At 59.2% G+C, this 13679-nt stretch carries 9 protein-coding genes and 1 pseudogene; 4 read left to right on the forward strand and 6 right to left on the reverse strand.

Annotated features, from left to right (window positions below; all coding sequences use genetic code 11):
• Positions 1 to 89: 89 nt before the first annotated feature.
• Positions 90 to 1031, forward strand: a pseudogene (locus tag ACQKP4_RS21735) (NADP(H)-dependent aldo-keto reductase); the annotation flags it as partial.
• Between the two features lie 123 nt (positions 1032 to 1154).
• Here the strand turns inward: ACQKP4_RS21735 and ACQKP4_RS21740 are convergent.
• Positions 1155 to 2291, reverse strand: a complete 1137-nt coding sequence (locus ACQKP4_RS21740; RefSeq protein WP_427635661.1) for an acyl-CoA dehydrogenase family protein — start codon at positions 2289 to 2291, stop codon at positions 1155 to 1157.
• 244 nt (positions 2292 to 2535) lie between these two features.
• On the opposite strand from ACQKP4_RS21740, the gene ACQKP4_RS21745 reads away from it, so the two are divergent.
• Positions 2536 to 3432 (forward strand): GlxA family transcriptional regulator, encoded by an 897-nt coding sequence (locus ACQKP4_RS21745; protein ID WP_427635676.1) that lies wholly within the window; start codon positions 2536 to 2538, stop codon positions 3430 to 3432.
• Between the two features lie 194 nt (positions 3433 to 3626).
• Here the strand turns inward: ACQKP4_RS21745 and zapE are convergent, their stop codons facing one another.
• The 3 genes from zapE to ACQKP4_RS21760 form a co-directional block, all read right to left on the reverse strand.
• Entirely contained in the window at positions 3627 to 4721 is a 1095-nt protein-coding gene (gene zapE, locus ACQKP4_RS21750) for a cell division protein ZapE (protein WP_427635662.1), read from the reverse strand.
• Positions 4722 to 4812: 91 nt separating this feature from the next.
• Complete coding sequence (locus tag ACQKP4_RS21755; RefSeq protein WP_427635663.1) at positions 4813 to 6168, reverse strand: tryptophan--tRNA ligase; 1356 nt, start codon at positions 6166 to 6168, stop codon at positions 4813 to 4815.
• A 24-nt stretch (positions 6169 to 6192) separates the two neighbouring features.
• The gene (locus ACQKP4_RS21760) at positions 6193 to 6822 is read right to left on the reverse strand and encodes an alpha/beta hydrolase (protein ID WP_427635664.1); all 630 of its coding nucleotides are present in this window, start codon (positions 6820 to 6822) and stop codon (positions 6193 to 6195) included.
• Between the two features lie 144 nt (positions 6823 to 6966).
• Between ACQKP4_RS21760 and ACQKP4_RS21765 the strand changes: the two genes are divergently transcribed.
• A complete protein-coding gene (locus ACQKP4_RS21765) occupies positions 6967 to 7401 on the forward strand; it encodes a YhcB family protein (protein ID WP_427635665.1) in 435 nt (144 codons plus the stop codon).
• Between the two features lie 258 nt (positions 7402 to 7659).
• Here ACQKP4_RS21765 and ACQKP4_RS21770 read toward each other — a convergent pair whose 3' ends face one another.
• Complete coding sequence (locus ACQKP4_RS21770; protein WP_427635666.1) at positions 7660 to 8358, reverse strand: OmpA family protein; 699 nt, start codon at positions 8356 to 8358, stop codon at positions 7660 to 7662.
• Positions 8359 to 8476: 118 nt separating this feature from the next.
• On the reverse strand, positions 8477 to 9121 hold the full coding sequence (locus ACQKP4_RS21775) for an MBL fold metallo-hydrolase (protein ID WP_427635667.1): 645 nt from the start codon (positions 9119 to 9121) through the stop codon (positions 8477 to 8479).
• Between the two features lie 211 nt (positions 9122 to 9332).
• On the opposite strand from ACQKP4_RS21775, the gene ACQKP4_RS21780 reads away from it, so the two are divergent.
• On the forward strand, positions 9333 to 13679 hold a 4347-nt coding region (locus tag ACQKP4_RS21780), incomplete at its 3' end, for a M10 family metallopeptidase C-terminal domain-containing protein (RefSeq protein ID WP_427635668.1).

A 13679-nucleotide genomic window follows, 5' to 3' on the forward strand; every position in this document is an offset into this window, starting at 1 on the left:
ACCGGCGCTGATTCAACGCCTGATCGAGCAAATTGTTCCAGGCATGGTGGTCATCGCCGACATTGGCCGAGGCGCTGTGATCCAGGCACGCCCAGATTGAACGAGCCAAAAGCGCCGGGATCAATTTCATCGATACCGCCGAAATGTACCCGGTGCCGCCCAAAGCTGAAACCTACGCCACCACCGAACGCTACATCGGCAATTACTTCAAAAGTCGCGGCGATCGCGCCGACTGGATCCTGGCCAGCAAGATCGCCGGCCCGGGCAACACCATCGACTACATTCGCGACAAAAACCTGCGCCACAACCGCCAGCACATCACTGAAGCGGTCGACGCGAGCCTCAAGCGCCTGCAAACCGACTACATCGACCTGTACCAGTTGCACTGGCCGGAACGCAGCACCAATTTCTTCGGGCAATTGGGCTACAAGCACAAGACCGAAGCCAACCTGACGCCGCTGGAGGATACCCTCGAAGCGCTGGACGAACAGGTCAAGGCCGGCAAGATCCGCCATATCGGTCTGTCGAACGAAACTCCGTGGGGCACCATGCGTTTCCTGGCCCTGGCCGAAGCCCGTGGCTGGCCACGCGCGGTGTCGATCCAGAACCCGTACAACCTGCTCAACCGCAGCTTTGAAGTCGGCCTGGCGGAAATCGCCATCCGCGAGCAGTGCGGCTTGCTCGCCTATTCGCCGCTGGCGTTTGGTTTCCTGTCGGGCAAGTACGAAGGAGGCGCGCGTCCGCCAAAAGGTCGCCTGAGCCTCTACAGCCGCTTCAGCCGCTATTTCAATGCGCAATCGGAAGCTGCGTGCAGCCGTTATGTCGCACTGGCCCGTGAGCATGGCCTGGATCCGGCGCAGATGGCGTTGGCGTTTGTGACGCAGCAACCGTTCGTCACCAGCAACATCATTGGCGCGACGACGATGGAGCAGTTGGAGAGCAACATCGCCAGCTTCGACCTGAAGCTTTCCGACGAAGTGCTGGAAGGCATCGAGGCGATTCACAAGGATCACCCGAACCCGGCGCCTTGATCGGTAGGTAAAAAGCCTTCGCGAGCAAGCCCGCTCCCACATTTAACCGAGTTCCCGCAAAGGAATACGGTCGAGTGTGGGAGCGGGCTTGCTCGCGAAAACGATCTCGAATTCACCAGATCATCAAAGCGACCGCGCAATAATCTCCTTCATGATTTCATTGGTCCCGGCATAGATCCGCTGCACCCGCGCATCAGCCCACGCCCGGGCTACCGGGTACTCCCACATGAAACCGTACCCCCCATGCAACTGCACGCACTCGTCGAGCACCTTGCATTGCAGGTCCGTGCCCCAGTATTTCGCCATCGCCGCGGTCGGCACATCCAGCTTGCCCTGCAGGTGCAATTCCATGCAGCGATCAACAAATACCCGGCCGATCTGAATTTCGGTGGCCATTTCCGCCAGCTTGAAACGGGTGTTCTGGAAATCGGCAATCGCCTTGCCGAACGCCTTGCGCTCGCGGGTGTAATCCAGCGTCCATTGCAACGCAGCTTCAGCCGACGCCAGCCCGCCAATAGCCACGGTGAGGCGCTCTTGTGGCAATTCCTGCATCAAATAAGCGAAGCCCATTCCGGCCTGCCCCAGCAGGTTTTCCTTGGGCACCCGCACGTCCTGGAAGAACAGTTCCGAGGTGTCCTGAGCCTTCATGCCGACTTTTTCCAGACGCTTGCCCTTGGCAAATCCCGGCGTGTTGGCTTCGACCAGAAACAGACTGGTGCCCTTGGCGCCAGCCTTTGGATCGGTCTTGGCCACGACAATGACCAGGTCCGCGAGAAAGCCGTTGGTGATAAAGGTTTTCGAACCGTTGATCACGTACTCATCGCCGTCCAGCACCGCGGTGGTTTTCACCCCTTGCAAGTCGGAACCGGCGCCCGGTTCGGTCATCGCAATCGCGGTCACCATCTCGCCGGACACCAGTTTCGGCAGGTATTTGTGCTTCATCGCTTCACTGCCGTAATGCAGGATGTACGGCGCGACAATGTCCGAGTGCAGGGAAAAGCCAATCCCGGTCAAACCCAGTCGCCCCACCTCCTCGATCACCACGGCACTGTAGAGAAAGTCCGCGCCCAGGCCGCCATATTCCTCAGGAATATGCGAGCAAAGCATCCCCGCCTCCCCCGCCTTGTTCCAGAGTCCACGGTCGATGTAGCCCTGTTTTTCCCATTGCCCATGGAACGGCACCGCCTCTTTTTCGAGGAACGTTCGCACGCTATCGCGAAAAAGTTCGTGATCGGAATTGAACAAGGTTCTGGGGATCATGCGGCACCTGTCGTTATTGTTAGAAGGGATGAACCTTCAGAGACTAAGCCCCGCCTCTGATACAGGACACTGGACACATCAGACAAAAAATAAGACGATCCAGCCGTTTGGTGACCACTTTCCCTTATAAAAATAAAGTTGAATTATGTCTAAGCAAGTCTCCACGCCTTTGCGGCGCGTCAGCATCCTGGCGATCGACCGGGTTTTCGCCTCCACCCTCATGCAAGCCAAGGATTTTTTCCATTTGGCGAGTCTGCGTTACGGCAAACAGCTCGGTCAGGGCCTGACTCCCGCGTTCGAAACGCGACTGGTCAGCCCCGACGGTAAATCGGTGAACAGTTTCAGCGACGTGATCATGCCGGTGGACGGCGGCCTGGAAAATGCCGACATCATTATCCTTCCGGCGTTCTGGGACGATTTCGAAACCCTTTGCCAACGTTATCCACAAGTCCTGCCGTGGCTGCGTCAGCAACATGCGCGCGGGGCGGTGCTCTGCGGTGAGGCGACAGGCGTGTTCTGGCTCGCTGAAGCCGGGCTGCTCGATGGCAAGGAAGCGACCACCTATTGGCGTTTCTTCAACGCCTTCGCCGAGCGTTTCCCCAGGGTTCACCTCAATCAGGACAAGCACCTGACCGACGCCGATAACCTGTATTGCGCCGGCGGCACCACCTCCGCCTGCGACCTCTACATTTACCTGATTGAACGCTTCTGCGGCGCCAACGTGTCGCAAGCCGTGGCCCGTGACATTCTTTACGAAGTGCAGCGCAGTTATTCGCCAGGACGCATCGGGTTCGGCGGGCAGAAGCTGCATCAGGACGTGATCATCCTGCAGATCCAGCACTGGCTCGAAGAGCACTTCGCCGACAAATTCCGCTTTGAAGACGTGGCCCGCGAGCACGGCATGAGCATCCGCAACTTCATGCGCCGCTTCCAGACCGCCACGGGCGACAAGCCGCTGCATTACCTGCAACGCCTGCGCATCGAAACGGCCAAAGGCTTGTTGTCCGGCAGTCGCAAGAGCATCAAGACCATCAGTTATGAAGTCGGTTACGACGATGCGAGCTTCTTTGCGCGGCTGTTTCGCCAGCATACGGAATTGTCACCGAACCAGTATCGACAGCAATTTCAGCAAGCGGCGTAGATCCAGGGCTCAATGCAAATCCAATGTGGGAGCGGGCTTGCTCGCGAAGAGGACGTCACATTCAACATCCCTGTGACTGACACACCGCTTTCGTGAGCAAGCCCGCTCCCACAGGGGTCTTGGGGAGCCTGATAGTTTTTTCAGCGCACAAAAAAGGGCCTGCATTGCAGGCCCTTTTTATTTGCCGAATAGCCCTATGGCTTGTGCGCCCGGGACAGGAATTCGTGGGATTGCATCTCCAGCAGACGACTCAGCGTGCGCTGGAACTCAAAATTCAGGCGACCGCCGGTGTACAGGTCCTTGAGTTCGACTTCGGCAGAAATGATCAGCTTCACGTTACGGTCGTAAAACTCGTCGACCATGTTGATGAAACGTCGGGCGATGTCGTCGGTGGTGACGCTCATCTGCTCGACACCGCTGAGCAGCACGGCGTGAAAGATCTTGCCCAGTTCGATGTAATCGTTCTGGCTGCGCGGGCCGTCGCACAGTTCGCGGAAGTCGAACCAGGCCACGTCATCACAGGTACGCAAGGCGCGAATTTCACGGTTTTCGATCATCAGCACGTCGTTTTCGATCGCTGCCGTGCATTCCGGCGTCAGCGCGCGGAAGCTTTTGCGCAGGCTTTCGTGGGACGCTTCATCGAGCGGGAAGTGGAACAGTTCCGCTTGTTCGAGGTGACGCAGGCGGTAATCGACGCCGCTGTCGACGTTGACGATGTCGGTGTTCTGCTTGATCAGCGCAATGGCCGGCAGGAAACGCGCGCGTTGCAGGCCATCCTTGTACAGACCGTCCGGCACGATGTTCGAGGTCGCCACCAGGGTCACGCCGTTCTTGAACAGCTCTTCCATCAAGGTGCCGAGGATCATGGCGTCGGTGATGTCGGAGACAAAGAACTCATCGAAGCAGATCACCCGCGACTCGTCGGAAAAACGCTTGGCGATGATCGTCAGCGGGTTTTTCTCGCCACCGAGGGTTTTCATCTCTTCGTGCACCCGCTTCATGAAGCGGTGGAAGTGAGTGCGGGTCTTTTCCTTGAACGGCAGCGCTTCGAAGAAAGTGTCGACCAGGTAAGTCTTGCCGCGACCGACGCCGCCCCAGAAGTACAGGCCTTTGACCGGTGCCTGCTCTTTCTTGCCGAACAGTTTGCCAAACAGGCCCGGCTTGGCCTGCGACGCCGCGACCAGGTCGTCGTACAGGCGCTGCAAATGACGCACGGCGGTTTCCTGCGCGGCATCATGGAAGAAGTCCGGGCGTTTCAGATCAGCTTGATATCGTTCTAGGGGCGTCATAATTCGTTAGCAAGGCAACAAAAACGGGCCGTCACTGTAGCGACGGCCCGTGGGAATGGCAATCGGCCCTTGGTCGGGCCGAGCCGCTGATTTATTCCTGAACCGGCGTCAGCGCAACGCGCAATGCGTCGATGGCGACGTCGCGGGCGGCGCTGTCAGCGAAGGCGGCGCTGTCGGCAACGCATTCACCTTCCAGCCAGACGCTGAAGCTCAGGTCTTCGCTGCGCACGTCCAGCGACTGGCCCGCTTGCAGTTGTTTAGTCACCTGGCCGGCAGTTTTACCGTCGGCGAAGTTGCGCGACAGCAGCAGTTGCTCGCCATCGGCCGCCAGCAGGCGGAAGCGGAAGCTGCCGTCGTCTTCGCGGAAGCTGACGAAACGCGCGGCTTTCGCGGCTTTCTTCTTGGTGCTGGCAGCGACTTGCGTCTGGGCAACGAAAGAACGCAGGCCGACCGCTTCGCGCAGTTCGTGGAGGAACGGCGTGGCCACCGAACGGGCCTTTTTGGCGCCGATCTGCAGGATGTCTTCCAGGTCTGCCGGACGTTCGATCAGTTGGTGATAACGCTCACGGGACTCGCCCAGTTCGCCGTCGAGCAATTGGAACAGGCGGCTCTTCGCCTCGCCCCAACCCAGGCCCTGCAACAGTTCGCTGCGGAATTCGTCGGACTGCGCCGGGGTGGCGAAGGCCTGGAACAGGGTGAACAGGTGCGAATTGTCCGGGTCTTTGGCTTCACCCGGGGCGCGCGAATCGGTGACGATCCGCGAAATCGCGTCCTTCATTTCCTTCGCGCTGCTGAACAACGGAATGGTGTTGTCGTAGCTCTTCGACATCTTGCGACCGTCGAGGCCTGGCAGCGTGGCGACACTTTCCTCGATCAGCGCTTCAGGCATGGTGAAGAATTCTTTGCCCTGGCCGAACAGGTGGTTGAAGCGCTGGCCAATGTCGCGGGCCATTTCCACGTGCTGGATCTGGTCGCGACCGACCGGCACCTTGTGGGCGTTGAACATCAGAATGTCTGCGGCCATCAGCACCGGGTAGCTGTACAAACCCATGGTGATGCCGGCGTCCGGGTCTTCGCCGGTTTCGACGTTCTTGTCCACCGACGCCTTGTAGGCGTGCGCGCGGTTGAGCAGGCCCTTGGCGGCGACGCAGGTCAGCAGCCAGGTCAGTTCGGGGATTTCCGGGATGTCGGACTGGCGATAGAACGTCACGCGGTCCACGTCCAGGCCACCGGCCAGCCAGGTCGCGGCGATTTCCAGACGCGAGCGCTGAATGCGCAGCGGGTCATCGCATTTGATCAGGGCGTGGTAGTCGGCCAGGAAGTAGAACGAATCGGCATTGCTGTCACGGCTGGCGACGATCGCCGGGCGGATGGCGCCGGCGTAGTTGCCCAGGTGCGGCGTGCCGGTGGTGGTGATGCCGGTGAGGATACGGGTACGAGTCGTCATGGGTAATCGCTTGTCAGACTGCAATCAGTTCGAAAGACGCGGCAGGATCAGATCCTTGAGATCGGTCAGCTTGCCATGAAAAAAGTGTCCGCATTCTGCCACTTTCAGCAGCTCATGGGGGCGCGCGAGTTTCTCTGACCAGTCGTAAACCAGCTGCGGATCGATGACTTCGTCGGTTTCCGGCTGGATCAGGGTCAATTCACCACGTTGCGGCAGTTGATCCTGATCGCCCAGACGCATGACCGCCGGCGCCACCATGAACAAGTGCTTGAGCTGCTCGCCCTCGGCTTCCAGGCGTCCGCCGAGACTTGCTGCAACAAAACCGCCGAAGGAGAAACCGAACAGAGTGAGCGGCAGATCAGGGTGTTTGGCCCGCAGCCATTGCGCCGCCGCCTGGGCATCGTCGACTTCGCCGGTGCCCATGTCGTGGCTGCCTTCGCTGGCGCCGACACCGCGATAGTTGAAACGCAAAGTGATCAGGCCGGCATCGCGCGCGGTGCGCTGCAGGGTCGAGACCACTTTGTTGAGCATGGTGCCGCCCTGCACCGGGCTCGGATGGCAGATCAGCGCCACGCCGCGCGGCTGCTCGTTGTCCAGGTACAAACTTTCCAGTTGACCGACGGGGCCATCAATCACTACAGGAGTTTCACGCATAACCAAGGAAGGAACTCCGTGACCTCGAATCAGGTCGACTCGTCTAGCAAATTGTCTGTGCCAATCTATTGCGAGTTAATCGCGGTATACAGCGCAGGTTCGAGCCGTTAACGTAAAGCAAAGCCGTTTATAGAGGAAGGACTCGTGGAACACTCGCTCTTAGTTTGGTTGTTGCCGACTCTTGCCCTGGTTGTGGGTGTCGCCGTTGGTTTCCTGATCGCTCGCCTGGTGCCGAATGCTGCGCCCAGCAGCACGCAACGCCAGCTGGATGACGTTCAGGAACGTTTCGACAGTTATCAGAACGAGGTGGTCACCCACTTCAACAGCACTGCCACCCTGGTCAAGAAACTGACTCAGAGCTATCAGGAAGTGCAGGATCATCTCGCCGAGGGCGCCAACCGTCTGGCCCTGGACGAACAGACTCGCCAACGCCTGCTGGCCTCCCTGCACGCCGACGCGACGACCGCGCCACGGGAACGCCTGACGCCGCCGCGCAATCAGGAGCCGCCTCGCGACTACGCGCCCAAAGCCCCGAATGCACCGGGCATGCTCGATGAGCATTACGGCCTGAAGAAGTAATCAGGTTTCGCGCTACGCCAAAAGCCCCCGGACACGTGATGTGTCCGGGGGCTTTTTGTTGCCAGTTCGGACCCCATCGCGAGCAAGCTCGCTCCCGCAGGAGAAACGCATTCCAATGTGGGAGCGAGCTTGCTCGCGAAGAGGCCCGGACAGACAGCCCAGTATTCAGCCACAAAAAAAGCCCGCCCGATCTGTTGAGATCGGGCGGGCTGTTTTACGCCTGGGGTTCAGTCAGGTCAGTAAAGACAAAGCGTTTTATTACTGCGAATACTGCTGACCCGGAATCGCCTTCAGGTTGACTTCAACGCGACGGTTCTGCGCCCGGCCATTGACGTCGCCGTTGCTGGCAATCGGGTTATCCGGCCCGGCACCGCGCGCCGACAGGTTGGCACCGCTCACGCCTTGCGAGGTCAGGTAAGTGGCGACGCTTTGCGCACGACGCTGGGACAGGTCCATGTTGTGTTGACGGCTGCCGGTGCTGTCGGTGTAGCCGACGATCTCGATCTGGTTCTGGCTGAATTCCTTCAGCGAGCCCGCGAGGTTATTCAATGGCTGATAGAAGCTGGGCGAAATGTTCGCCGAATCGGTGGCGAAGGTGATGTTGCCCGGCATGATCAGCTTGATCTGATCGCCCTGGCGCTGCACTTCAACCCCGGTGTTGGCCATGCTTGCCCGCAGCTTGGCTTCCTGCTTGTCCGCGTAATAACCGTAACCGGCAGCCGAGGCTCCCACCACCGCAGCGCCAATCAGCGCCCCTTTGCCACGGTTGTTGTGGTCAATGGCGGCGCCGGCGAGGGCCCCCGCCAGAGCGCCCAGTCCGCCGTACTTGGCGGTTTTGCTCATGCCTTGGGAGCCGCCATCAGCCTGACCCTGGTTGTCATAAGGATTGGGCGCGACACAGCCAGACAGCAAAACCACGGCCGTAGCGACAATAATCAAACGCTGCTTGGTGAACATGAAGAGCTCCTACTTTTTTCATTCTGTGGTGCAACGGACTGAAGCATATTTGCTTTGCAGGCAGAGCCTTTGCGGGCGTTGGATCACTTCGCCGGGCAAAAATTCCTGTTGTTACAAATCAGGCCCGCACAAACGGGTTCTCGCGCATTTCATCCCCCAGACGCGTGTCCGCGCCATGACCGGTGACCACGATCGCTTCCTCATCGAGGGTGTATAGCCGCTGTTTGATTGAGCGCACGATAGTCGCCTGATCGCCGCCCCACAAATCCGTGCGCCCTACCCCGCGCCGAAACAAGGTGTCACCGGCAATCAGCAGCTTAGCCTCTGCAAACCAGAAACTCATCGAGCCGGGCGTGTGACCCGGCGTGTGCAACGCCACGCCGCAGCCGCAGGCCAGTTCTTCATCGTCGGCCAGCCAGCGATCCGGCGATGGCACCGGCGTGTAGGGAACGCCGAACATCTTGCATTGCATTTCCAAGTTGTCCCAGAGGAATTGATCCTCTTTATGCAGGTGCAATGTCGCGCCGGTTTTTTCCTTCATTTGGCCCGAGGCCAGAAAGTGGTCCAGATGAGCGTGGGTGTGAATGATGCTGACCACTTTCAGGCCCAGGGCATCGAGACGCGCGAGGATCAGTTCGTGATTGCCGCCCGGGTCGACGACGATGGCCTTTTTGGTGATCGGGTCGCCAATGATGGTGCAGTTGCACTGCAAAGGGCCGACGGGGAAGGTTTCGCGGATCAGTGCGGGAGGTGTAGCAGTCATGGAATTCGAGGGCCTGTATTGGACGAAAGGCAGTGAGCACAGCTTCAGGATTCTACGCCTCTCGCCGATACACTTCGCCAGGCCAGTTATTTGGCGCCACTGATCAGAAAAGTAGTGGCCAAATGATGTCAAATGTACTCGTTCTGGTGCAAAATCGAATTTTTGTAGCGGCCGCATTCAGGAAGGGTCGCAGCGCACTCAGGAATCCAGCATGCCTTCTCCGACCGATTACGCGTACACCATATGGACATCATTGACTGGCAACAAGCCCCTCGACAGCTTGCTTGCTGGTGACTACTGGTTAGGCGCCTCGCCGTTTTACAAAGCAGGGGCACCGACGGTACTGACTTACAGCTTCGTCACTACCGGCTCCTACTTTGCCCGCGACTACAGCCCTCACAATGAGTACCTCGACGGTTATACGCTGACATCGGCGCAACAGAACGCGGTAACCAGCGCGCTCAGCCTCTGGAGTGCGGTCGCTAACATCCAATTCAATCTGGTGCCCGAATCCATCTCGAACGTGGGCGACTTGCGATTCGGTGGCTACGCGAGCATGGATCCGAAATTCGCTGCCTGGGCGTATTTCCCGGACCGCACACCTGTGGCAGGCGACGTATGGATAGGCCCGGGCACTGATGACCCCTCGCCTGTCAAAGGCTCGTTCGACTATCTGACCTTCGTGCATGAAATCGGTCATGCCTTGGGCCTCAAGCACCCGTTTGAAGCCAGCAGCGACAACAAGACGATTCTCACCCCTGAGCTCGACGATGTCCGTTACACGGTCATGAGCTACAACGACTCGTACTCGTACCAGCCGACCACGCCAATGTTGCTGGACATTATGGCCATCCAGAAACTGTATGGCGCCAACACCCAATGGCAGTCCGGCAACAACGTCTACAGCTGGGCGGCCGACCAATCGGTTTTTGAGACTATCTGGGACACGGGTGGTATCGATGCCATCGACGGCAGCAACCAAGCCTCGGCGGTTCGAATCGACCTGAATGAAGGTCAGTTCAGCCAGATCGGCAAGGCGTTTCTCAACTTCGACACCCTGACTTCGTTCAACGAAGGCCTGGCCATCGCCTATGGCAGCAAAATAGAAAATGCCTACGGTTCGTCTTTCAACGACACGCTGATCGGTAATGCCCTGAACAACACGCTTGATGGCATGGCCGGCGCTGACACCATGAACGGCGGCGCGGGCAACGATACGTACTTTGTCGACAACACGGGGGATGTGGTCATCGAAGATGGCACCTCGGCGTCCGAAATCGACGCTGTGAATTCCTCGGTCAATTACGTTTTGGGCAACAACGTCGAGTACCTGACACTGCTGGGCACCGCTAATCTCAACGGCACCGGTAACGCGCAGAACAACCTGATCACTGGCAATTCCGGCAATAACGTTCTGGACGGCGGCACAGGTGCCGACATCCTGGTCGGCGGCACCGGCAACGATACGTATGTCGTCGATAACGTCGGGGATGCGATCTACGAAACCAGCACCCTGGTCAACGAAATCGACATCGTCAGGTCTTCGGTGTCGTACACGCTCGGCGTCAACCTGGAAAACCTGACCCTGACCGGCACCGCCGGCAACTTCGCAATCGGCAATGGCCAGAACAACATCCTGACCGGCAACGACGGCAACAACATCCTGAACGGTGCTGGCGGTCTGGATACCATGATCGGTGGCAAGGGCAATGACGAGTACATCCTTGACCAGAGCGGTGAACTGACCCTGATTCAGGAAAATGCCAGCGAAGGGACCGACACGCTTTATCTGACATACAACGCGACCGCGCAGGACAGCACCGTCAATCTGGGCGGGAGCACTCTGCAAAATATCGAAAACGTGCAAGTGCTGGGGACCGGCGCATTCAATGTGATCGGCAACGACCTGGACAACGTGCTGACCGGTAACGCGTCGGCCAACACACTTCAAGGCGGTTTGGGCAACGACACCCTCAATGGTGGTGCCGGTGCCGACATGCTGGTGGGCGGCGTCGGCAACGACACCTACATCGTTGACGACGTTGCAGACTCGGTGGTCGAAGCGGCAAACGAAGGTACCGACCTGGTCCAGACCAGCATCAGCTACACCTTGGCCGCCAACGTCGAAAACGGCCAGCTGCTGGGCAATGCGCAAATCAACCTGACCGGTAACGATCTGAACAACAGCCTCACCGGCAACAGCGCAAACAATATCCTCGACGGCGGTGTCGGCGCGGACATCATGGAGGGTGGTACCGGTAACGACACTTATTACGTGGACAACGTCGGCGACGTGGTCACCGAATACATTGGCTTCCCCGATCAAGTCGATACGGTTATCGCCTCTATCGATTACACCCTGGGCAACAACGTCGAGAACCTGACCCTCACCGGCAGCGCCAACCTCAACGGTACCGGCAACAGCCTCAACAACATCGTCACCGGCAACTCCGGCAACAACACCCTCGACGGCGGCGCAGGCACCGACCGGTTGATCGGCGGCACCGGCAATGACACCTACATTGTCGACAACGTCGGCGATGTCGTCAGCGAAACCAGCACCCTGGTCGGCGAGATCGACACCGTGCGCTCTTCGGTGAACTTCGCCCTGAGCGCCAACCTGGAAAACCTGACCCTCACCGGCAGTGCCAACATCGATGCGATCGGCAACACCCAGAACAACGTACTGACCGGCAACGCCGGGAACAACACCCTCAACGGCATGGCGGGTGCAGACACCATGGACGGCGGCGCCGGTAACGACAGCTACGTGGTCGACAACGTCGGCGACGTGGTTATCGAGCAAGGCACCTCGGCCTCGGAAATCGACGCGGTCTATTCCTATGTGGATTACAGCCTGGGCGCCAACGTCGAGAACCTGACCCTGATCGGTGCCAATATCAACGGCACCGGCAACAATCTCAACAACACACTCAAGGGCAGCGCCGGCAACAACATCCTCGATGGCGGCGCAGGCGCCGACTTCATGGTTGGCGATACCGGCAATGACACCTACATCGTCGATAACGTCGGTGATGTGGTCAGCGAAACCAGCACCCTGGCCAGCGAGATCGACACCGTACAGTCCTCGGTAACCTTCACCCTGGGCGCCAACCTGGAAAACCTGACGCTCACCGGCAGCGCCAACCTCAATGGCACCGGCAACAACCTCAACAACACGTTGATCGGCAACGCCGGCAACAACGTTCTTTTCGGTGGTGCAGGCGCCGACTTCATGGCCGGTGGCGCTGGCGAAGACCTTTACTACGTCGACAACGCGGGCGATGTGGTCAGCGAAACCAGCACCGTGGTCGGTGAAATCGACACCGTGTCTTCCATAGTGACCTTCACCCTGGGCGCCAACGTCGAGAACCTGGTCCTCGGCGGCAATGCCAACCTCAACGGCTATGGCAACAGCCAGAACAACGTGCTGACCGGCAACGCCGGCGACAACATTCTCGACGGTATGGCCGGCGCGGACACCCTGGATGGCGGCGCCGGCAACGACGCCTATGTGGTGGATAACGTTGGCGACGTGGTCATCGAACAAGGCACTTCGGCCTCGGAAATCGACACGGTCTACTCCTACATCGATTACACCCTGGGCACCAACGTCGAGAACCTGACCCTGATCGGCGCCAACGTCAACGTCAACGGCACCGGCAACAGCCTCAACAACGTTCTCAAGGGCAGCACCGGCAACAACCTCATCGATGGCGGTGCGGGCGCCGACTTCATGGCCGGCGACACTGGCAATGACACTTACATCGTCGACAACGTCGGTGATGTCGTCAGCGAAACCAGCACCCTGGCCGGCGAGATCGACACCGTGCGCTCTTCGGTGAACTTCGCCCTGGGCGCCAACCTGGAAAACCTGACCCTCACCGGCAGTGCCGACCTCAACGGCAGCGGCAACTCCCTGAACAACGTGCTGACCGGCAACGACGGCAACAACATCCTCGACGGTAGTCTCGGCATCGACACGATGATCGGCGGCAAGGGCAACGATGCCTACGCCTTGGATCAGAGTGCCGAACTGACACTGCTACAGGAAAACGCCAACGAAGGGACCGACACGCTTTACCTCGCGTACAGCGCGACCGCCCAGGACAGCGTCGTCAATCTGAGCGCGAGCAATTTGCAGAACGTGGAAAACGTCGTGCTGGTGGGGACCGGGGCCTTTACGGTCATTGGCAACGCGCTCGACAACACCCTCACTGGCAACGCCTCCAGCAACACGCTTCAGGGCGGTGCAGGCAGCGACATACTGGACGGTGGCGCAGGCGCCGACAGCTTGCAGGGCGGTACGGGCAACGATATCTACATCGTCGATAACATCGCCGATGCCGTGGTCGAAGGCGCCAACGAAGGGACCGACCTGGTAAAAACCACGGTCAGCTATACCCTTTCCGACAACGTCGAGAACCTGACCCTGACTGGCAACGCCAGCCTCAACGGCTACGGCAACAGCCAGAACAACGTGCTGACCGGCAACGCCGGCGACAACATCCTCGACGGCATGGCGGGTGCTGACACCCTGGATGGCGGGGCCGGCAAC

The sequence above is a fragment of the Pseudomonas sp. NPDC086278 genome (assembly GCF_050280905.1).
Taxonomy (GTDB): domain Bacteria; phylum Pseudomonadota; class Gammaproteobacteria; order Pseudomonadales; family Pseudomonadaceae; genus Aquipseudomonas.